The sequence below is a fragment of the Legionella qingyii genome (genome assembly GCF_003990155.1).
Lineage (GTDB): Bacteria > Pseudomonadota > Gammaproteobacteria > Legionellales > Legionellaceae > Legionella > Legionella qingyii.
Genome location: NZ_RZGX01000007.1, coordinates 103,443 through 126,342, shown reverse-complemented (window position 1 = coordinate 126,342; position 22,900 = coordinate 103,443). Strand labels below are relative to the sequence as shown.

The following is a 22,900-nucleotide window of genomic DNA, read 5'->3' as shown; positions in this document are numbered from 1 at the left end:
GCTCAACCTTTGGGCATGCCAAACTAAAATCAATCTCGCCCAGCTCTCTGCGCGAATGGCATTAATATCCTCTGGTTGTCGATGACGGAACATATTCAGTTCTTTTTCAAAACAATCATTTTTTCCTTGGACATGTCGTTCATCGTCCACGGAATCCCTCCAATGCCGTAACCCGATTGCTTTAATCCTGCAAATGGCATCCAATCGGTGCGAAAGGCGGTATGATCATTAATCAGTACTGTGGAGGCTTCAAGGCATTCTGCTGCTTTTAGCGCAGGTTCTATGTCCTCAGAAAATACGCTGGCTTGAAAGGCGACGGGTAATGAGTTCGCAATACGAATTGCCTCGTCAAGTTGCTCATATTCATAAACACAGGTTACTGGGCCAAAAATTTCCAATTGGGACACTTTAGCATCAGCAGGTGGATTGAGTAATACGGCAGGAAGTAAGGTTGTTTCAGAGAACCTGCCTCCACCAAACAGTTTGGCTCCTTTGGCCACTGCTTCATCGATCCAGGACATGACGCGTTCTGTTTCACGTGGGAGAATCAATGGTCCCACCTCTGTTTCTTTGAAGAGTGGATCCCCAACGCGCAATGATGTGACTCGTTTAACGAATTCATCCATAAATGGGCTGATAATGTCTTTATGTACCAAAATGCGCTGTACAGAAACACATACTTGCCCGGCATGGTAATACCCACCTTTGACAAGCGATTGGGTGGTTTTCTGGATGTCTGCACTGCGATCTACAATTACCGGTGCTGCACCGCCATGCTCTAAGGCACAACGAGTTCCTGGAGAAAGTTTGCTTCGTAAACTCCAACCGACTTTGGCTGAGCCAATAAAGCTCAAGAAGGCAATCCGTTCATCAGTAGCAAGTTGCTCAGCCAGGGAGTTATCCTCTGTGATAAAAGTTTGACACCAAGCTTCTGGAAGACCAGCTTGTCGTACTAATTGGATGAGTTCTAAACAACATAAGGGTGTTGTAGTAGCGGGTTTAATAATTACCGGGCATCCCACCGCGATTGCTGGAGCGACTTGATGCACAATCAGATTTAAAGGATGGTTAAATGCAGAAATAGCCGCTACGACGCCAATCGGTTCTTTAACCGTAAATGCCCAGCGATGATCACTTGCAGGGGTTAGGCCCATAGGAATTTCTTTACCTGCGAAATGCCGCAATTCTTCTGCTGCATCGTTTAACCCATCTATGGCGCGCGTCACTTCAATTGTTGCGTCAGTAAACGGTTTACCACCTTCTTGGGCAATGAGTTTGGCAAAACGCCCCTGCTCGGATGTTAATAATTGAGCCGCGCGTTTCAAGATGGCCATGCGCTCATAGGGTTTGAGCCAATCCTTGCGATTGTTTAGTGTTGATGCAGCGGTCTTAAGTTTTGTTCTCAGTGCTTGTTCATCATCAACGGTAATTTCTTTGATCAAGGCCCGGTCAAATGCTTGTACCACTTGCAGTGCTTTTTTCATGATGTTCCCTTATTTGCTGGTGCTGGAGGTAGACGTTGTTGTAACTCATCGACAAGGACACGTTTATTTTCTGAATAATCGATTGGGAAAATAACAAGCTGTACTCCTCCAGCAGTGAATGCATTCTCGAGAATGGATTGAAAGTCTTCAATTTTTTCAACTCGGGTGCCATGTGCTCCATAGGACTCAGCATATTTTATGAAGTCAGGATTCTTGAAGGTCATCCCGAAATCAGGGAAGTGATCTACCGCCTGTTTCCAACGTATCATGCCAAAAGCATGATCTTCGATCACCAGGACAACCAGGTTTAATTTCAGCCTGACTGCGGTTTCTAGCTCTTGGCTGTTCATCATAAACCCCCCATCACCACACACAGCCATCACCCGGCGCTTAGGATATAAAAGTGATGCCATAATTGCGGATGGAAGTCCAGCCCCCATAGTCGCGAGTGCATTATCAAGAAGAATGGTATTTGCCATTTGCGTCCGATAATTGCGGGCAAACCAGATTTTATACATCCCATTATCCAAGGCGAGAATTCCATCATGTGGCATGACTTGCCGCACGTCATAGACCATGCGTTGTGGAGTAAAGCGATCTTCAGTAGCTCGCGCAGTAATTTTGCTCAAAATACCTTCGCGTAAATGCAAAAGTGCATTCGCATGTGGAAGATTCCCTTCGAGTTTGTCGGCGAGCAAATTTAAGGAGGGTCCCATATCTCCAATAACTTCTGCTTGAGGAAAATAAATTTGTTCCACAGTAGCAGATTGGTATCCAACATGAATGACCTTAAGATGGCTGGTTCCCATGATAAAAGGTGGTTTTTCAACGGTACTATGGCCTATGGTAATAATCAGATCCGCTTGTTCTATTGCTTCATGAACATAATCTCGTTCTGAAAGAGCGGCTGTCCCCATATAAAGCTCTGTGGCTCCTGAAACAGTCCCTTTACCCATCTGTGTAGTGAAATAAGGAAGTTTTGTCCGCAAAATAAATTGCGCAAGCGCATTGGTCGCTCTAGGACGTGAAGCGGCCGCACCGAGCATCACGAGCGGTCGCTTGGCTTGCATAATCATTTCTGCGGCGCGATCTAGGGCCGCTTCGCTTGCGACGGGATATTCAATAGGGTGTGGCGGGATGAGTGCAACCTTTTTGCTGCGCTCGGCGGCAATGTCTTCAGGGAGTTCTAAATGTACCGGTCCCGGTGTTTCTGCTTGGGCAAGATGAAATGCTTCACGCACAATAGTGGGGATCATCGAAGGGGATATAATTTGACGCGACATTTTAGTTAAGGGCTGCATGGTAGCTACCGTATTCACCATCTGAAATCGCGCTTGATGCGAGGATAAAACCCCTTTTTGTCCGGTAATCATGATCATCGGCATTGCACCAAGGAGAGCATAAGCAGCCCCGGTCGTGAGATTGAGTGCTCCGGGGCCAAGGGTAGTCATACAAACTCCCGGGTTCCCGGTTAATCGGCCATAGGTCGCGGCCATAAATGCGGCTGCTTGCTCATGCCGGGTGAGTACTAGTTCAATTGAAGAGTTACGAAGTGCTTCTACAACATCGAGATTTTCCTCTCCGGGAATACCAAAAACGTGTTTGACTCCCTCGTTTTCAAGGGCTGCAACTAACAGCTCGGAACCTTTGATCATAATGTCCCTCATGGATTTCAAAATGTTCTTCTTCCAATTATAAACCAAACTCGTTCATATTTTTTTATTATGTTGTCTTGTGAGGAAGAATCAGTTGTTATCAGAAGAAGTGAATCGATAAATACGATTTATCATAAAAACGAAAATGGACAGGTTGATTCTAGCCTTGAGGATCTATGTAATACAGGGTATTTAGATTAGTCCCTTTTTGGTTTATCAACGCGCTGTACCGAATTTGGTAAATGTATACGACAGTTGAATTTGGCATGTTTTGCAAACTATATTTGCTGATAAATATAAAAAAGAACGTTATGATGAATCAGGGGTAGCTATACCAGTATAATTACTTATCAATACGAGCTCAAATATGCCTAATCTTATAAAAAATAAAACTATTCTCATTTCAGGCGCCAGTATAGCAGGCCCGGCCTTAGCATATTGGCTGCATCATTACGGCTTTACGGTTACTCTTGTTGAGCAAGCCCCTAAGTTTAGAGAAGGTGGATATAAGGTTGATGCACGGGGAATATGTATCGACGTTTTGAAAAAGATGGGACTTTACGAAAAAATCCAAGAAAAAAATGTACACACAAAAACAGCTATCTTTATGGATGATGAAGGCGCGATTACCTCAGAAATCTCCGCTGATGAATTAGGTATGCGGCAACCCCAAGATGTGGAACTGCTTAGAGGAGATTTGTCTAAAATTTTATATGATGCCACCCGTGATGAATGCGAATACATTTTTAATACGTCAATTAAATCGATTAAGCTTAACAAAGACGATGTTGAAGTTGAGTTCAATAATAATATGATTCGCAGCTTTGATTTGGTAATAGGTGCTGATGGCATTCATTCTAATGTGCGTTCTCTTGTTTTCGGTGAAGAGTCTCAATATTCTCATGATTTTGGCAATTATTTTTATGCTATTTATTCCATAGAAAATTATCTTAAACTAGCCAATAAAGAATTATTTTATTCTATCGAAAACAAGCAGGTTAATCTTTCTTCTACCCAAGCAGAAAACAACATTACTGTAATTTATCTCTTTCAAGATAAAAATTATGCTTACAATTATAAAGAAGTTGATAAACAAAAAGCTGTTGTTATTAAAAATTATGCCAATGCAAAATGGGAAGTGCCTCATCTATTAAAAGAAATGGATAAAGCAAATGACTTTTATTTTGATGTTGCCAAACAAATTCACATGCAGCAGTGGTTCAAAGATAGAGTTGCATTAATAGGTGATGCCGCTTACAGTCCCGCGTTAACATCTGGCCAAGGCAGCAGTGTTGCTATTGTCGGCGCTTATGTATTAGCGGGAGAGTTATATGCTGCTGCGGGTGATTACGAAAAAGCATTTACTTCATATCAAAATAAAATGCAAAAATATATTAAAATTAACCAAGAAATAGGTGAGGCTGTTATAAATTTTATTCTTCCTAAACCAAAAAATATATTCCAACAAGTATACGATAAAATAAAATCTGTTCTCTTGCCAAAAGATTACACAATAAAACAATTACGTAAAAAATTTTATAAAGCATCCAATGGAATTACGTTAAGTCAGTATGAGTAGGGTGAAAATCTTCTATATCAGAATGCGCGCTATTTGTACAAAAATTCGTTCAACATAGGGGCTAACAATATATTGGCAAGGTACAATTTGCTGTTGATGGTTGCGATTATTCGTATTACCTTTTAATGCTTGATGCCTTGGAAACTTGCTAGTCAATTTAGGATGGGATTGTCAACATGCCCTACTTAGGATTACGAAATAAACGAGGAGGAGCTACCACTTCCATGTGGCTCGCGTCATCCATGACGCCCTAAAATTCTTTTTTAAAACATCCATTGTTTATTTCCTCGTTGTGTTAAGCATAGCAAAATCCCCTAAAAGGTCATTAGCCTATGTGCTTAAATTTTTGTAAGATATTTCTTAAAATGGACATGTGTTCCTTGAAAGCCCTGAGTTGGCCTTTCTCAAGGGGATGGACTGACTTCAGAAGTTCGCAGGTTTGATACTGTCAATCTATTTATCCGGCAATACATCAATTTTGTTTACAAAACATTTAGTCTCACCACTCCAGGGGAGAGTATAGGCATCACAATGATAGCTAATGATTACATGTTTGTTATTTTGCATGGCAAAATCAGCTTGCTCTACCAGTTCGGATTTGAATTGTCCCAGCGTGAAGTGAAAAGCACGTCCACTTGCTCCACTGGCATTTTCTAAACCACCCAGGATCATTTCTCCTTCATAAGTCCCCCAAAATCTACCTTCTTTGGCAACCTTAACTATAACTCCTGATTTTTGCCCTTTCTGTACAGACCAGCACCCTGTTAATAAACAGGAAGTGATGAGTAAAATGGCTGATATGAATATTTTTTGCATCGTTGTATTCTATTGTTCGAGTGACAAACACTCTTTTAGTTGGTTTGTCTATTATTGTAAAGCAGTTTTACTATTGATGTAATATTGGATTCAATGAATGGCCTTTTTTCTATTCTATTCGCTTTTATAGCGTTTGACTTTTTTAAATAAGCGAATTAGTTTGATGTTGAGTTTATTTTCAAATTCAGTAAGGATTGTTTGATAGTGTTCTGAGTGCAAATCGGTAACAGAAGACTTGCTGGCAAATAAAATATAGTTATCGCTCACTGTAGGACAAATAAATAATTCAGCAAAATAATCGCGCATGGATTGAATAAAAGCGGAATTCAACTCAGGAAGTTCATGAAAATTGATAACCAGCCAGCCCCTATCATCCAAAACACGATCAGCTTGTTCGATAAACTGTTGCTGGATTTGAAATGAGTCCATTCCATAATCAAGGTACATATCAGCGAAAATGACTTGCGTGTTGTTGCTTTTTTGAAATTTGATTGCAACCTGGGCATCTGCAATTAATATCTCGATGTTTTGCTTTTCTGGTAATTGAAAAAAATTCGTTGCTACATCATATACCTTTTGGCGTAGTTCAATACAAAATAGCGAGCACTCGGGTAAAAGAAAGTGAAGGCAATGAATCAAACTTCCTCCACCCAGGCCTAATAAAGTGATATGGCTTGGATTTACGAATGCAAGAACTAACAACATCACACGAGTATATTCATGTACGGGTATATGAGGATATTGAATATAAATACCGGTCTGATCATAGATGGGATCAAAATTTAACGCTCTAATATTTCCTCTATCAATGACGAAGATATCACCCCAGGAATCATGTGTGCGATAAATTATCGTTTTTCCAAAGAAATCAGTATCTGTAGTCTTCTTAGCGCTCAATCGTTTATCCTTTATATCTTGTCTTTGAACAGGCAAAGCATTCATTTTGACGGATTCTATCTCATGTTCCAACACAATTTTTTAAATTCATGAAGTAGAACAATTAAAAAGAAACGGCTATTCATCAAGAAAAAAACCGGTTTACCTATTTGAGTCTGTTAGAAACCATAGGCCGTCGTTGGTCTATGGTTTCTAACGATACATGGAAATTTACAGATTAGAAGAAAATTCTGGTGGAGTATAACTTTCTTCTTTGCTCTTGGTTCCCGGCTTCATGGAAAACACACCAAGCTGGGTTGCATTTTTTGCGCTGCCAGGGGACAGGGAGGCCTCTACAGGTTTTTTAGCAAACACTTTTTTATCATCAAGCAGTGTTTTACCATTACTATCGGTAATAGTTAAATATAGGGTTTCGTTGTCCTTATATTGTTTTGATTTTAATGCAACAAATTGACCAGACATATCATAAGAACAAACATATTCCTCTGATTTGGCATCAAGGGTCGTGTTGTCAGTCACTTCCATACGACAGGTAAATAATTCGCGAACAGCGGCCCATTCCTGAAGTTTCTCTTTTTTCTCTAAAGCCTCAGCAAAATCAATCGTATCTGTATTAAGAACAAGAGAACCGAATAATTTGGCCACTTCATCCAAGATTGAAGCTTGGATTACACCGTAACTTAAGATAAAGAATTTATTACGTGCAGGAATTATAGATGATTCGTTTTTTAAGGATGTAACTGATTTTTCAAGGGCAATGCTGAGTGCGTTGTTATCGCCTATTGTATTCTCGCCATCGGTAAATAATAAAATATTATTGTGTTGATTTGATTTCATAAGCATCGATAATTGATCGGATACCGTACCAAAAAGGCGCGTATATCCTTTAGCTTTTAATCCATTGACATTTTGAGACAATTGGAAAAAATCCTCTTTTCGGTAACTACCCATGCCAACATTTTTAGTTTCGCTGTTAAACTCAGTGATATTAATGACTGCATCAGGCTGAAATTTAAATAAGGCATCGGCGAACTCAATGACACTCTTTTTCAACTTGGTTAAGCGCTGTCCTTGCATACTGTCACTGGTGTCTAAAACAAAATGATAAGTAGGGGGTGTCAGAGCCTCGGGAACGAAAAAGTAAGGCGTCACTTCAAGCGTATCCTCGCTAACTCGTTTTTCTGCATAAAAAACCTTTTTATCTTCAAAGGAATTTGAATGAGCCAAAAGTAAAGGTGATTTCCCATCAATTAAAATAAGTTCTTGCTTGTGATTTTTTAGGAACTCCTTGACGTTAAATTTTATTTTTTCGCCCTCAATGCTCATGCACTTATAATTCAACGAATTAAATAATGGTGCGAAGGCGGCAGACGGTAATTGGATGTTCAAGTATTCCTGTTGCTCATCGATGGTGAAATCGAGCCCGGTAAGTTGCAAAACATTCAATACGGCCAGACACGATTTTTTGTGTGTATCAGCTGTTAGATTATCAATACAGGTGGCCTGAGTGATCTCTTCAGCCAATAAATCAGCCAGAGTTACTCTTTTTAGGTCTGGTTTTACGGTGTTTTGTTGTAAGAGTTCTTGCAATTCAGCCGCAAGACGCTCATTTTCCTTTGTTGTTGTGGAGTGAAAAACAACCCGCTCATCATGACATACCACTTTGGTATTATCTATAGGAACACCCATAGCGTTCAACAATCCCACCATATTTTTTGTGCGCAGCATATTATTAGCAAGATGCTTCATAAAACCCCCCATTTATTAAAATAAACGCAAATTGCCGAGGATAATACACAGAAATAAAAGGGAATAATAGACAAGTGCCAATGCTTTATTTCAATCGCAATTGAAAAGTTCAGTTCCATTTTTTAAAGTATCCAAATCACTATTGAATAAGTGAGTTAATTGTACTTTGGTTGAGTTATATTGGGTCTGGTGGGGTGATTTTGAGCACTCAATTGTTTATGCGAACAACATGTCAAGAAATAGAAAATATTGGGGATTACATAATAATTATATTTATTATCCAGGAAGGCATAAACTTCATGCTTCGGGCTATTTTCTTCGGAAACTAAAAAAGAACCAGCCCATTATTCAGAACCTCAAAGAATCACTATAGATTTAGTGTGATGAGCGTTGTTTGCCTTATTCACCAATAATTTTTATTAAGACTCTTTTATCGCGGCATCCATCGAATTCACCGTAAAAAATTTGTTCCCAGGGTCCAAAATCAAGTGCTCCTTCAGTAACCGCGACGACCACTTCTCGTCCCATTATTTGTCTTTTTATATGTGCATCCGCATTATCTTCTCCAGTATTATTATGTTGATACTGTGATATAGGTTGATGCGGAGCCATGTGTTCTAACCATTTTTTATAATCTTGGTGCAGGCCTTCCTCATCGTCGTTAATAAAAACAGATGCGGTAATGTGCATTGCATTAACTAAAACAAATCCCTCCTGAATGCTGCTATCTTTCAGGCATTCACGTACTTGCTCCGTAATATTGATAAATCCCATCCGTTCGGGAACGTGGAACCATAACTCTTTTCGATACGATTTCATTGAAGACCTTAGCCTAGATAAAATTTTAAATAAAAACCAACGATATTACTCTAAATACTAACCATGACAAGTCGTTAGACGTAAGACACCAATCGTTTAATTTGGACCACAAACTGTGCCCCCCAATTACTTACGCCAGTAGGCAAAGCATTTTTTCAGCTACCATCAAACACGGCTTTGGGTGATATAAGCCATAGCGGCTCTCTCAGTAAAGAACATTCATTTTTATTACTCGGAGTACAGGTTTCAATATAACGAATTTTAAGAGAGTCTTTCCTCAGAGTTCAGCGAGTTCCCTTGCAGCATTAAGGTCCAGTTTTGTGATCAAGGAAAATACATGGTCCATTTCCTGGGTTGAAAAGGAATTCTTTAAAAACTTCATGCAGCGATAAGTCAAAATAAGTGCGTCTAATGCTAAACCAGGTTCCCAGGCAATTAAATGATGTTTATTGATTAATTCCAGAATAAACGTTAAATAGGGTTTTAAAATCGATTGCTCATTTGCATCAAGCAATGATTCGCACATGGCCATGTAGGATAATAATTTTACTTTGTTACTTATTGAGTCTTTGTGCAGCAATTCAATTTGCTGGCGAGACATATCGGCTTTTTGGGTATTCAAGTGAGCAATGACTTCTTTTATTGCTTGCAGTTGATTTTGCTCGATTGCAGATAATGTTTTCTCACTGTCTGTACTTTGTGAGCTCTTTTTTACGGTAAATAGGTTAAGTTGTGCTACGTAGTGTTCACTTAGAAAAGGAGTTTTGTCGCTAAATCTTAATTTTTCAATACCAGGTATTCTATTTATAAAATGAACCAATTCTCGTTTGGTTGTCTCATAGGCAGGATTAAATTTCCCATCGAGCTTTTGCAATGCATTAAGGCTAATTAAATTTAAATCGAGCCAAAAAGGTTCTTGAGGGAGCATTTCTTCTGCTGTAGCAACTATTTCAGCCCAATTTCCCGTGTCTTGCACTTTTTTGATGCGTTCTTGATTGAAATACTCAGGAGGTTTTACCAGCGTCAATCCATCGTCGTTAAAAGGGATTCCTGTTATTCCGCTCCAGGATGCAACACGATTTAAATAATAAGCATAAGGATTGGATCGATCCTTTTCCATCAATTCGCGTGCGAATTGAGTGCAGAGAAGGAAGGCTGGTTCTAAACTAACACTTGATTCGTTCTGTCGATTTGAGCTCTGCATCTCAATAATCGTTTGTTCTTGTGCTGCTGTGGGTAGGGCAATTACTTCAGTGGATTCGATTTTTTTTTGCAAATTTGAAAAAAGATCGATATTTACATTGCGTGTAAGTAATTCCCGCTCGAGATTTTTTAAGGTGCTAATACTTGGTTGCAGAAAATCTTCATCTTCCGAAACAAGTTTAATCTGCTTTAAATGATTCAGTGATTGGGTCGCATACCAGTTTAACGCTTCAATTTTGGCTTTCAGTCGGCCTTGGGGGTATGCTTCTTCCCAAAAATGTACAATAAAATCTAGAAGAAAATTTAACCCAGCTGCTAGTCCTCTAAATTGGTATTGGTGAAAGAGGCCATAAGCCAAATAAGAAGCGATTTGAATGTCTTTAGTATAATAGGTCAATAACTCAATCGAATTATCAATAATGCTCAACCAATGAACATCTGATGATTGCCCGACTCGAGATAATTTTTGCACTTCATTGCGAATCAGGGTGTATTGAGAAAACTCATAACATTCTTGGCCTGCTCTATTGAGTCCTGGGATGGGTTGGGTTCCCAGGTTGGTAATCGAGTCAATTTTAAACATCGTATTCGCCCTGGGCCCAGCAATCAGTGATGGTTCTTGGAAGCTTCGATACATGGGAGAGATTCTTTTGTGCTACTTTATAATCTCTTTGTGCTGCAAAGTATTTTGCAATTTGCCACATGATGTCATGGCCACCTTTTATGTAGTAACTGACACGAATTTTATCAATTTTATTCGCTTGTAAAAATTTCGCATGCTCTGGAAAATTATGCGGATAAAAATCTTTAATTCCAGTATCAAAGTCCTGTAAAAAGTGTAAAAACCCTTCATCTCCTTGATATGGAATTACTAATTTAGCACCTGGGAAGAACAGAGTAATCTCAGTTGGGCCACAACTTTCTAATTGCCAGTTAGGAATTTTTTGTTGTGACGGGTAATTATAGTTTTCCAGGCTGTATTCTTTTTCCTTACACTCAACATGTAATACCGTTTTATAAGGCAGTACTGTTGCTTTCACATCTAGGTTTGTAGGTTGAGCATAAATCATTAAATTAACCGGGGAGCGCTCTTCAGGTTTTTGTTTCAAATGGCCTAATGCTTCCAGATCTTCATTAATTCTCATTCCAAAGGTTAACAACTGGTAATACTGCTCTTTAAACGGAAATTCATGACCTAAAATGTATCTGGGTAAGAAATGGGTTCCAATTTGTTTCATGAAAGGAAGGGCATATTTGTCATTAAAGATCCAGACAAGGCCACCTTTGGCAAATAAAGTTTGATTTAACTCTTCACCACTTAAAGCAATCGTTCGGAGATATACTTCATCGAGCCACTTTTGTTGGATATAGCATGATGCAAAACGATTTGTATAGTCAATGTAATAGTCCAATGGACCACGCATCAGTGTCCAAAAAGGATTAGAAGCGTCGAGTTGGTCAAAATGTTCAAGAGCTCTTCTCATATCAACTAAAGCCTGATATGCCTGCATAACTAATGAAGATTGCCTGTCGACTTCAATTTGACTTAAATACAACTCTCGAGCATTCGTATAAGCCTTAACTGATTGTACGTAAGGCTCCTTATAAAGTTGCTTTAATAAATCACGATATCTCATATAAGACTTGGCCGCATTCACTTGAGTGTTGAAATTTAACTTGTTAGCAACGCTCGGCGGTCTGTTATAAATATTACTCGGACTATCGGTTTTCCACTGAGAGGGCTTTTCCTGGAGTTTTTTCATCCAATCTGAAATCAGATCGGATAGCTGCTTAAATTCTATTCCCTGTTCGCTATTATGGCTGTACACCATGAGGTCGGAAAACTGTAAAACAAGTTGAATCCAACGAGGCTTGGCGAAGGGAAGGTTGCCCTGAAATTCCGATGCTAAATCTTGCAAGAAGGCATTATAAGGGCTGGTGGTTTGCAACATATCATTGAAGGTTTGATCCCATTCATATTGAAAGGCCAGAGTTTTAGTGCCTTTATAGAAATTAAGTGCAAAGTTTTTCCATACATTTAGACGGGTTTCGGCATACCATACATCAAAGCTGCCTTTGGATCGGCTCATATCGATGTATAGAGGTAGAGCATGGTTAATTTGAACTAATAACGACTGAATGGCTGCAAATCCTGCTTTTGTGTATGCAGGGGCAATGAGGTAATCCTTGACAATATTGGAGCCTATCCAGAAGCTGTTTAATCCAAGCTCAGATGCATTGTCTTGAGTATTCGCCCATGCAAGCAGCCAACGCAAATCCGATGCCAAGAGATGTGATTGATCAAGCCAGAGTGTTAATTTACCGGCCTCACCGCGTAGTTGCTCGGAATTTGAATTCCAAATGACATAATCCTTGTATAAGGGGCCAAAGGTATTGAGAAAACGCTCCGGTAATCGATTGTATCCCAAGTATTTTATTTGTGGATCTGGCATCTGCATTAGGGTAGTGGGGCTTACACCGCTAATTATTTTGGCCTGGATTAAATTAATCCGACTCACCATATTCTGGACCAAATAGGCTTTCTGTGTGTCAGTAAGACCTCCATGAGTAAGCATTTGCTCCATTCGCTTATCAAGAAGCGCTAAGATGTATTGTTTAAAATGATTTACATATTGCTCACTGTAATAAGCATATAATCGATTTAAACCGCCTCGGTAAGGTAATATTTTAATTTGCAACTGATTTCTAAAAAGATCAAGCTGACCCATCAAAACATGATAATCGCCAAACTGCAGTAAATTTTGTTCCAATTGATCCGAGAAGGATTCTTTTTTGGGTAAGGGCTTTATTAATTCAACTAAACGATTTGATGTAGCGTTATAGACATAAATTAGATAACCTGCAGCAATAGCACCCGCAAAATACCAAACACCTAGATACTCCCATCTCCGCTTATTACGTTGTTTAATTTCGGAGTTTAATAAAGACATGGGTCGGATGAGAGAGAGTTGTATTTGATCTATAAAATCATAATAAAAAACACTTTCTTCTTTGCCATTGTGCTGATATTCACCCAGCAAATAAACCCCATGCAGTACTGCGGGCTCTGTATAGGGTGAGGAAGCAAAAAATAAACTGGTAAATCTTGAATAGTTTTCTTCAAGTTTTCTTAAAGTTGAGGGAAAGTTAAATACCGTTACATCGATTGGCTTTTGAGTATCAAATAAAACAATATCAATCACCTCATCCGCACGATTGCTGATGTAATTAAGTGGCTCTACTGAAGTTGAATCTTTTAATGGATTGGTAACAATATAACCCATGGCTTGACTCCACAAGTTGTCAGGCATGAGTTCTACGTATTCATCAAAGCCGTTCAAGTCATTGCATTGGGTAATGCAAAAAAGTACTTGCTGGCGATAACCAGTCATAAGACTGACTTGATCCACTCTATCTTTCAATGTTCGAGCATGATGGGCAATATCTGATTTATCGTCATTTAAGAGCTTGGTGGCGGGTAGTTCGATAACAATTTGATCAATAGGTGTAATTGTTTTCTTTTGACTCTTAATGTACTTAAGGAAATCAAGCCATTGTTTTTCTACTTTCTTTGATGTGTTGGATTCTAGGAGTTCTGCATCAACACACCATATGGCAAAATTATCGAGAACATAAACTTGATTGCGTTGCAGGGCTTCGTCTTCAGCATCACCTACCATAAAGTGGGTATGTAATTTCAATCCATTAGAAAGAAGAATTGTTGTTTTACCAAAAAAAATAATCCAGGGCATTTGCCAAAAACGCTTTGCTCCACCGGCGATATGATTTGTTTCTATATGATTCAGCGCATTTTCCAGGGTTAAGCGTAATCCTTCCGTCTCAATTTTTTCGCCGCTTTCTTTTGCTTTCGTAGCTTTTCTATTTTTATACCATTTTCTAATAGCCCAGGTAATGCTATCGAGTATTATAAATCCCAAAAGCATTGCCAAGAAAATGAGTACTCCTACCCAAATTGGATAATCAAGATGAAATGTTATAAAAGTGGCATAGGCCCCCAAAATAACCACAAGCAAGATCCAAAAAATGATATGTCCTAATCGTCCCATTTGACTCTCTTGCTTACTTAATTAAATGTAAATAATTAGTTACTGTATTATTAATTACAAAATAAAAAAAGAAATAAATGATTAAAATCACTGGAATAGGTAACAACCACCAAAGTACACTTCGATACTGATCTAATTTTGGAGGGATAATTTGTAAATTATCATTCTTATAAGCCAAAGGAAATGCAACAAATTCAGAAGGGTAGTTTGTCATGTTTAACCCATGACTTAGTTGTTCTAATGCAAAATTTTTATATTTTAATAAATCAGGTTTATCCAGGGGTTTATGATAAACACCTTCAAATCCTAGGACCAAACATCGGTAATAAATTCTAACCAGGTCTTCTTGTTTGCTTGGGATCTTGCTTAAGCGGACAAAAAACTCCTCCCCGGCGCTTGTTGTATTAAAATACTCAGCTTGTAATAATTTGTCTTGCCACTGTCTAACACCGGACCAACTTGTTTTTTGTACCAATTCATCAATCCAGGCACAAACCGCAAATAAAGCGGAATTCAGATTATGCTTATCAACTTCATTTTCTTTTAATTTAATCTGAGCAATTAAAGAAGTAACTTTGCCCCTGAATTCATCATAGCTCACTGTCGCGAACTGATTTGTATTTAAACCCCAGACGTATTTAAATAATTCATAAAAAATAGTTTGAAGATTCACCTTACCCTCCTACCGCGACAATATCGATCACGATGTCTACAGGTGTTTTTCCAAGGTAAAAGGCAACTTTGCGTTCCAACTCGATTTTGGACCACATTACCGAATTATGATCAATATGATAATAAAGGCAGTTCGCACCTTTAGGTACTCCCTCTGGAGCTGAGATAAGTCTGGAAATCGGTGCTCCAGGTAAAGCAAAGTCTATATAATTTTCAATTTCTGAATGAGCACATAACTTACCAAAATCTTTTATCATTTCAGCAATTTCCTCTTGATCATTTTGTGCATACATAACTAAGAAATAATTTCTGTTTTTTTGGATAAAATTATTACCCAGATCGGCCCAATAATGATTTTTCTCTTTAACCATGCGTCGGATGCGATCGGGATCAGCCGTAATGGCGATTAATAGCTTATTCATTAACTCGATAATCAGGTTAAAACTTTTACTCAAATTACTGTGATCGTAGATAGGTATAGCCGATACATTACCACTCCCACCTTCGAAAAAGTTAATCTCCGTAGAATAAAAACTTAATTCACCAATCATATGCTGAAGCAGACCGAACACTTGCCATGGGTGAACCGTTTTGGCATTGAGATAATGTTCCATAACCGGGACATTTCGTAATAAAGAACGTAAAGAAAATAAACGTCCGAAGTTACTTTTATCTACTTGGGTACTGTATGAATCAAGTGGCTGTTTAAATTTTTCTAATTTACTCGTTGTCTTAACTAAATCACTTAGAAGATGATTCATTAATGAATTGAGATTTTTGTGTGCGGTGAGACTGACACAGGAAGGATAAAAATTAGGATCATAAACAACTTCATCTTTTGTTGTGCGTCTCAATTCTGCTACTTGGATGATCGAGTAATTATGGGTATTTTCAATTTCGAATTCCCAAAATAATTTGACAACATAGTATAAGCATCTCAGATGAGCTTGTGCTCCTTGATGATAGTAGTCTGGAAGTTCATCACCCGCATTCCAACTAATAAAACGAGTATTCACATTGCTTAAATTGTCCAGATTCTCTACAACAGTTACGTTGCCTATATTTTTCGAAAGCTCTTTCACACCGATATACACTTTCAGTGAGTTTGCATTCGCTGGCCATTCCGACATAAAAGAACGAGGTAAAAATTTAGCATTAACATCAATTTCGACAAACTCGCCAGAGGGTAAAAAAAAGGCCATTTTTTCCACGTCGAAAATGCCGCTCTTTAGTGATTTTTCATTAACTACTAAATCAGTAAATCCCCAAAAAAAGGGGGTTATATAGCGTAAAAATTGAGAGTGTATATAATGTTGATTGAGTTCAGTATATTGAAAATGTTGGGGCTGTAAAAAAAGTCCATGTTCCCAATCAATTGGTGTATTCCAAATCATATTTATTTATCCCAATATTTTTTTAAGGATTCACGATTCTTCTGTTTCGTGATTATTGTCTTTTTCGAAGAACTTTCAGTATAGTTAATTCCTTGTGACCCAAATTCAAGATAAATGGCAATTCGTCCCATTTGTTTTGTTTTTTTCCAAAAAGTAAGTGGATTCCATTTTTTAAATACAGGAATTTCATAGACGCGTACTGCATTTGCAGGAGTTAGGTTGAAGTATCCTGCAACAACAACAATTTTCTTGACCGCTGCCATGCGAGCAAGTGTAAAGGTTTGTGTCATACCTGGCGCAATAAAAAAGGTTTGAATATGGACTTTCTTGTTCGTTTGCGTGCTGTTATCTGCTTCCGTATCACCATCAAGCAATTGGCTGATACCTTCGGCATTCACTATTTGATTTTGTACATCTTCTATTTTCTCGACCTGGACTACAGCAAACTTCAACGTGTGCTTTCTATGGTCATACTGGTTCAAGTCCTTACTGGCTACAGCCCGAATAAGGATGGCATTATCTTGGTAGCTGCTTGCTAACTGCGGCTCTTTTTCCTTTCCACCTGTAGTGCATCCACCGATCATCAGAAATAAAATACAAAATATTATTCTTAGCATGACGTTAATTTTATTATCCTTAACATAAGATGAGCGTTAATTAGTAACAAAATGAATATTTATTCCATAGTATCAGAACTCTATAGGAAACAATAGATCCTCTATACGCTTTCCCAAAGTGAAAAAATTATAATTCAATCAATGCAATGAAATCATATATTACAATTCTAAGTTTGATTATTTTAGCCAGTAACGTATTTTAAACATGTCTATTTCTTTCTGTGGTGACAACCAACTGACAACCCCTAAAATACTTGTGGTTTCACAGGTCAACCGTATTGGTTTGAAGCAACCTTTATCTAAAATGACTTCAATAAAATAAGAGAATGGTTCTTTCACATAGAGCTGCAGGAGTAATTTTAATCGAGTTATATTTTCGGTATTTGCTAAAAATGTAGGAAAAATATCCGCGCTTAACGGACCTATAGAAATGAGTAGACTATTACTGTTCGATTTATACTGACTACCTAGATATGCTGTTTTGCTTAAGCAATGATTTTCTTTACCTATAAGACAATATTGCTCTTCAGGTATATCTTGCATTGACCGGAAAAATGAATAGACATTGAATGGTACTTTGAAGTAATCAGTTAATAGATTCTGTAAACTCCAAATTGACTTGGTATCAGAAACCCAATGACTGGCATACCGTAATAGGTAATTGTAATCAGGTATTTTTTCGCGTACCTCTTTGACTGCTAATCCAATAAATCCATAAAGTGCGTCTTTATAGAATTCATTATTTTGTTCAGAAAACTGTTCGAATAATCTGTTTTTTGACCATGCATCGTACAGCAGCTTGTAAAGTCTTTTATGAAGAATATCTAGTAAGCATTTCATTTCATCAGAATCCAGATCATTATCTTGGATTAATTGTTCCGTATAAAATGTAGGTAAGGGAGAGGTTGTTCCATAAAGACTAAAAAAAGTGGCTGTCAGTGTAAATTGATTATCTTTTTGATTTTTTTGGATCTCATGAATATCTGTTTTAGGGAAGGCTAAACTTAATAAAGGAATGATATCTAATGATCCTTTAAGCCCTTTTTTCGCTTCATAAGCCAAGAGATGGCTAATTAAGCGAATTGCCTGGTAAAAATTAAAACTTTTAGGCTCAGTGAGTAGTTTATCTAAGATATTAAGCTCGGGTTGTTCAACCTCGGTTGCCATTTCCATACCTCTTTAGTTCTTGCATTTTGCAAATGTAGTAGAGTAAATGTGTTGAAAGGCGCATTTGATCCAAAAAAAGCATCCATAATGCAGCCAAATAAATACATATCTCCAATGCATCTAAAGCAATCAGGGTCACAGATTAGGGTAATATGTGATCCTGGGATCATTTCTCCATAATAGAGGCGACGTGCTTTATCAACAATTATATTTTCGATCCCTTTTATCCGGCTCATATTCAGTTGATAATTTTCTCCTTTTTCATAGATGTATAAATTAAAAATATGCTTCAGGTGATTTTTATCTAAGAGTTGAAGTAAATTAAGCGCCAATAGGGACTGAAAGTTCCAGATTAAACCGCGATCATAAGTTGGGACCAAAAACGATGATGGCGGAATAAGATTGGTGTAAGTCAGATTCTCAGGTGAGCTGTCCGTAGGTAATATAATATCACCTTTATCCAGGAGCCTGGTTAAAGCGCCATTACTACATACGAGTTCAATTGATAGAGTTTCATCAACAGGAAACTCCTTCTCAAAATCATAAAAAAAACTAATATAGGTATTTCGACCCGGCCCAGTAACAGAAGGTCTGTGGTGATAAATATATTTATAATTTAGATTGAGTTCTTGATTAAAATTTAATAAGTGATCGTATTCGATCCGTTTCCTTTCCTGTTGGCGATAACCGGTAACCTGCTTTACATCATAGACTGAATAGTTTTCATTGAAATCATTACTGGGAATAATTTGATAGTCGGGCTGCTTATGATCAAGGTAAATGGGTTCTGCATGATGAGAAAACAAATTAATTATGGGTACGGCATGCAAGACCAATTGAAAATTATCTAAATTAGCCGCCCATGGAGGCGCTTCGCCTAACTCAAAGTTGATTTTAAAATCAAACCCATCCGTTTCTTTTTGCCATTGTTCCAAGCCGATTAAACGAAGAAATAGAAATTTATAGGGTTGATGGAGATACTCATATAAAACCCGATGAGGATGATGAATGTTAGGAGGTGCTGGGTATAAAGTTTCTTCATTTTCGAATGCACACGGTTGTAGATGCTCAGGTGATAAAACCAGTTTATCTTCTCCAGGTGCTTCAATGGTAATTCTGCGTACATATCGCTGAAGTAAATAAAAGGTATTGCTGGCATCATGCCAATTCTGATTAATAAAAAAGCGTAGGGAAGATGCTTGCCAATTTTTCAAGGTGATGCCGCAAAGATGACAATTAATTTCGATCTGACTTACGCCACTTATTGTGTCTTGAAAATTAATGTCTGTAATTATTACAGGTTCAACGGTGATGGGTACTGCAGTGCGAAAGAGGCACTTTACATCATTAATCGGGATTGATGCTAACTCAGTCCCTTTAGGCACCATGAGGGCCTCTCCCAAGTTGGCCTTAGGAATAAACTGGATCACTGACGTGCTTGGTACTGGTTTTGAGTACTGAGAAAAAAATAACTGTGTTAAATCATCTACCATGCCTGGTAGTTTTTCATCAATTACCATCCGTACCTGGCTCGTAAGAAAAGCAACTCCTTCCAGGATGCGTTCAACATCGGGATCAGTACTTTGCTCTCTGAGCAGAGGGGCAATTGCAGGATAATGCTCGGCATATTCTCTGGCGAGCTTTCTTATTTTATTTAATTCATTCTGGTAGTAATCGATTATCATGTCTCTACCTTGATTTACAACGTAACAAGTACGCGACCTTTACTTGTTAAAATAGTAGTAAAGAAAACCTTGAGGCCATCATATGACTTGTTCAAATGCGCTAAAATATCACAGGTAATGATTTGCTTGCCTGGATCAATTAAGATTTTAGACACTTGTACAGACTCCAGGCGCGGTTCATAACGAAGAATGGTTTCCTCCAAATGAGTCCTCAGCTCTTCTTGATAAGCAAACGAATAATCCTCAACTAGAGTTGGTAATTCGGATAATCCATATTCCCTGTCAATCGGGGCACTACCTTGTCTCGTAGATAGTATTTTTTCAATATGGTCGCGTATGGATTCAAGTAATATCGATGAATCCATTTTGGCTGACAAAGGAGATCCTTGACGAGCATAACGACGTACTCGTTCAGTTAAACGCTCTGCTCTCATTAACCAACCCGCATTAATTTAGTTAAATCCCAACCGAATTCTTGATTATTCTTTTTATCCATTACTTTATAAATTGTTGGACGCATGTCCACAATAAATAATGGGCCTGCTGGATGCGAGTAGGCATAATCTACCTCGAGTACTTTGGCATTTTCCAAGGTGATCTCGACAGCTACTTCAACCTCGCCTGAAGCACTGGAACGCAGGCAATGGATGAGGGCTGTATTTATATTTTCACCTGTGAATATACTTTGAGTATGAGGAACAACGCCTGCTTGATCCCATAATCCAGTAAGGCGAAAATATTTGCAATCGGGAACGCCGATCAGTTGGTTTTGCGCATCGAATGCTCGAGTGATGCGTTGTTTGAAGTCCAGGAGAGCGACCCAACCCTCATATCCTTTTACAGTACTGCCTCCTTTGACAACGCCTGAGGCTTGAGTGGTTATTTTTGCCATTAACTTATACTGAGTTCTGGCAACTTCACTGTCTGGGAGTATAGGTAACATGGCTATGTCATGTCCATCACTTTCTCTTGAAGCCACTTTTATTCTCCTTGTATAAGATCTAGACTACCAGTTAATTGGAGTGTGATATACGCCCCCATGAATTTGAAATGAGGACGAACAATTAATACACATTTATACCATCCAGGTTCGCCAGGAACATCCTCTACATTGACTTTGGCAAGCCTCAATGGTTTTTTTGCTCTGACTTCGGGGACTGGATTATCCATATCAACAACATAACCATTAATCCAGGTATTCAATTCACGTTCTATATCATCACGTTCTTTGGCTAGACCAATTTTTTCACGTTGTATTACTTTTAAGTAATGAGCAAGTCGGCAAATTATAAACATATAAGGAAATTGGGTTCCTAAACTATAATTCGTTTGTGCTGTTTTACCTTCAGGGGTATCTGGAAAATGCTTTGCTTTTTGGATTGAGTTAGCAGAGAAAAATGCAGCATTATCTGCACCCTTACGCATGGTGAGTGGAATAAATCCTTGTTCAGACAATTCATATTCACGTCGTTCTGAAATGAGTAATTCTGTTGGGATTTTTAATTGAATTTCACCCATTGCTTCAAAAAAGTATGAAGGTAAATTCTCAACAGCCCCTCCGCCTTGGGGACCAATAATATTGACGCACCAACGATATTTAGCGAAACTCTGAGATAAGCATCCAGCAAAAGCAAAAGCACTGTTTCCCCAACAAAAAGCATTTTCACCGGAACTTACATTTTCCTCGTAATTAAACGTACGAACACCATAAGTGTCTTTACCATAAGGCATCCGCAACATAAACCGAGGTAGAACCAGACCTATATAACGAGCATCTTCAGATTCACGCAGGCTGTGCCAGGGAATGTAAACAGGGCTTTCAAATATTGCTTCAATGTCATTCAAATGTGGCAACTCAGACATAGATTTGATGTTGAAAAACTCCGGGCTTGCTGCGGCAATAAAAGGAGCATGTGCCATGGCGCAAACTGCAGCGATATTTCTGAGTAAGGTTACATCTTTGTAACTTGGGCCAAATGAATAATTTCCGATGATGGCACCATAAGGCCTACCACCAAACTGTCCATACTCTTTCGTATAAACTTGTTTATATAAGCCGGACTTAGGTATTTCAGGTGCATCAATAAAATCATCAAAAAGCTCATCTTTTGATACATGAATGAACTCCACCAGGCTGTTTTCGCGGAAATCTGTGCGATCAACCAAGTACTTCAAGCTACGCCATGTTGATTCAAGTTTTTGAAATTCGGGATTATGGAGAATCTCATCCATTTGAGCAGATAACTGTTTATCCAGACTTGCGATAATGTCATCAACCAAAGCAGGAGTTACTGTTTCATCAGTAAGTTTGCTTTCGACAATATTGTCTATAAAAGCGAGCAATCCTTTCTGAGTGAGGGCATACTGTTCCTCATCATCAGTAATATTCGTTCCAGCAAATAATTTTTGCAGAGATTTTTCTTCTTTCTTCTTAGCGTTATCTTGTGCATCAGCCATGGCTGTCTCCTTGATTCAGCGACTCGATACTGCTTATTTTTTGTCTTTAATTTCTTTGACCAGTTCTTCGCGTGCTGCGGAATCTTTAACGATCGCATCCAATCTGCGTCGAAATTCTGGAATATTACCAAGAGGTCCCTTCAGTGCTTTTAGCGCTTCGCGTATCTCAAACAGTTTTTGTAACTGAGGGACTTGATGTAGAATCCCATCCGGATCGAAATCTCTCATCGTTTCAAACTTAAGATCAACACTTACGGTGTCGTCTTTGTTTTTACTAAAACGATTCGGTACGCGAACGGATAATTTGATGTTGTGTTCTTTTAGCACATCATTAAAATTATCTTTATTGATATTTACTGTTCGTCGTTTTTCTAAAGGGGTATTTATTCCACCAGGATAGAACTCTCCCAGAACGAGTTGGCGTAAAGGAAGTTCAATTTCCTCTTCAACACCTTCAATGAGGGCTTTATAAACAATATTAATGCGTTCTTTAGGAGCGACAGACTGTTCCTTATTAGTCATTTTTTATTTCCTTATCAAAGGGATGATAAAATAAAAAAAACTTCTCATATATAATTTAAGCTAGCATAAATCCCCAAATTTGCAAAATTATTCGATGTAATTATTAATTAAGTGGCT

18 protein-coding genes are annotated in these 22,900 nt (G+C 38.3%); 1 reads left to right on the top strand and 17 read right to left on the bottom strand.

Translation table 11 applies throughout. The features are described 5' to 3' along the window. Positions 1-95: 95 nt before the first annotated feature. Positions 96-1,484 (bottom strand): aldehyde dehydrogenase family protein, encoded by a 1,389-nt coding sequence (locus ELY20_RS06870; RefSeq protein WP_110141812.1) that lies wholly within the window; start codon positions 1,482-1,484, stop codon positions 96-98. Continuing rightward, entirely contained in the window at positions 1,481-3,139 is a 1,659-nt protein-coding gene (locus tag ELY20_RS06865; RefSeq protein WP_110141813.1) for an acetolactate synthase large subunit, read from the bottom strand. Before ELY20_RS06865 ends, ELY20_RS06870 begins: the two co-directional genes overlap by 4 nt. Before the next feature lie 367 nt (positions 3,140-3,506). On the opposite strand from ELY20_RS06865, the gene ELY20_RS06860 reads away from it, so the two are divergent. Then, on the top strand, positions 3,507-4,718 hold the full coding sequence (locus ELY20_RS06860; RefSeq protein ID WP_110141814.1) for an FAD-dependent monooxygenase: 1,212 nt from the start codon (positions 3,507-3,509) through the stop codon (positions 4,716-4,718). A 453-nt stretch (positions 4,719-5,171) separates the two neighbouring features. On the opposite strand, the gene ELY20_RS06855 is transcribed toward ELY20_RS06860, so the two are convergent. The 15 genes from ELY20_RS06855 to tssB form a co-directional block, all read right to left on the bottom strand. Further along, positions 5,172-5,534, bottom strand: coding sequence for a hypothetical protein (locus ELY20_RS06855; protein ID WP_110141815.1), 363 nt, complete (start codon positions 5,532-5,534; stop codon positions 5,172-5,174). A gap of 114 nt (positions 5,535-5,648) precedes the next feature. After that, positions 5,649-6,476 (bottom strand): class I SAM-dependent methyltransferase, encoded by an 828-nt coding sequence (locus ELY20_RS06850; RefSeq protein ID WP_233590515.1) that lies wholly within the window; start codon positions 6,474-6,476, stop codon positions 5,649-5,651. Positions 6,477-6,641: 165 nt separating this feature from the next. Beyond that, the gene (locus ELY20_RS06845) at positions 6,642-8,180 is read right to left on the bottom strand and encodes a vWA domain-containing protein (protein ID WP_110141816.1); all 1,539 of its coding nucleotides are present in this window, start codon (positions 8,178-8,180) and stop codon (positions 6,642-6,644) included. Between the two features lie 399 nt (positions 8,181-8,579). Next, positions 8,580-8,999: a secondary thiamine-phosphate synthase enzyme YjbQ gene (locus tag ELY20_RS06840; RefSeq protein WP_110141817.1), complete on the bottom strand. Its 420-nt coding sequence runs from the start codon at positions 8,997-8,999 to the stop codon at positions 8,580-8,582. Positions 9,000-9,276: 277 nt separating this feature from the next. After that, on the bottom strand, positions 9,277-10,785 hold the full coding sequence (locus ELY20_RS06835; protein WP_110141818.1) for a TssA family type VI secretion system protein: 1,509 nt from the start codon (positions 10,783-10,785) through the stop codon (positions 9,277-9,279). Next, on the bottom strand, positions 10,778-14,269 hold the full coding sequence (locus tag ELY20_RS06830) for a type VI secretion protein IcmF/TssM N-terminal domain-containing protein (protein ID WP_110141819.1): 3,492 nt from the start codon (positions 14,267-14,269) through the stop codon (positions 10,778-10,780). Before ELY20_RS06830 ends, ELY20_RS06835 begins: the two co-directional genes overlap by 8 nt. 13 nt (positions 14,270-14,282) lie before the next feature. Then, positions 14,283-14,942 carry a DotU family type IV/VI secretion system protein gene (locus ELY20_RS06825; protein ID WP_110141820.1) on the bottom strand — a complete coding sequence of 220 codons (660 nt, stop codon included), beginning with the start codon at positions 14,940-14,942 and terminating at the stop codon, positions 14,283-14,285. Between the two features lies 1 nt (position 14,943). Next, positions 14,944-16,335, bottom strand: coding sequence for a type VI secretion system baseplate subunit TssK (gene tssK / locus ELY20_RS06820; RefSeq protein WP_110141821.1), 1,392 nt, complete (start codon positions 16,333-16,335; stop codon positions 14,944-14,946). A gap of 2 nt (positions 16,336-16,337) precedes the next feature. Then, complete coding sequence (locus tag ELY20_RS06815) at positions 16,338-16,952, bottom strand: type VI secretion lipoprotein TssJ (RefSeq protein WP_110141822.1); 615 nt, start codon at positions 16,950-16,952, stop codon at positions 16,338-16,340. Positions 16,953-17,129: 177 nt separating this feature from the next. Then, on the bottom strand, positions 17,130-18,119 hold the full coding sequence (tssG, locus tag ELY20_RS06810) for a type VI secretion system baseplate subunit TssG (RefSeq protein WP_158618868.1): 990 nt from the start codon (positions 18,117-18,119) through the stop codon (positions 17,130-17,132). Then, positions 18,080-19,804, bottom strand: coding sequence for a type VI secretion system baseplate subunit TssF (gene tssF / locus ELY20_RS06805; RefSeq protein WP_110141824.1), 1,725 nt, complete (start codon positions 19,802-19,804; stop codon positions 18,080-18,082). Before tssF ends, tssG begins: the two co-directional genes overlap by 40 nt. Positions 19,805-19,818: 14 nt before the next feature. Then, positions 19,819-20,238, bottom strand: a complete 420-nt coding sequence (gene tssE / locus ELY20_RS06800; RefSeq protein ID WP_110141825.1) for a type VI secretion system baseplate subunit TssE — start codon at positions 20,236-20,238, stop codon at positions 19,819-19,821. Then, positions 20,238-20,783, bottom strand: coding sequence for a type VI secretion system tube protein Hcp (locus tag ELY20_RS06795; protein ID WP_110141826.1), 546 nt, complete (start codon positions 20,781-20,783; stop codon positions 20,238-20,240). The genes tssE and ELY20_RS06795 overlap by 1 nt, the downstream gene beginning before the upstream one ends. Before the next feature lie 2 nt (positions 20,784-20,785). Next, the gene (gene tssC, locus ELY20_RS06790) at positions 20,786-22,261 is read right to left on the bottom strand and encodes a type VI secretion system contractile sheath large subunit (protein ID WP_110141827.1); all 1,476 of its coding nucleotides are present in this window, start codon (positions 22,259-22,261) and stop codon (positions 20,786-20,788) included. Between the two features lie 33 nt (positions 22,262-22,294). Continuing rightward, the gene (gene tssB, locus ELY20_RS06785) at positions 22,295-22,783 is read right to left on the bottom strand and encodes a type VI secretion system contractile sheath small subunit (protein ID WP_110141828.1); all 489 of its coding nucleotides are present in this window, start codon (positions 22,781-22,783) and stop codon (positions 22,295-22,297) included. Positions 22,784-22,900: the final 117 nt, after the last annotated feature.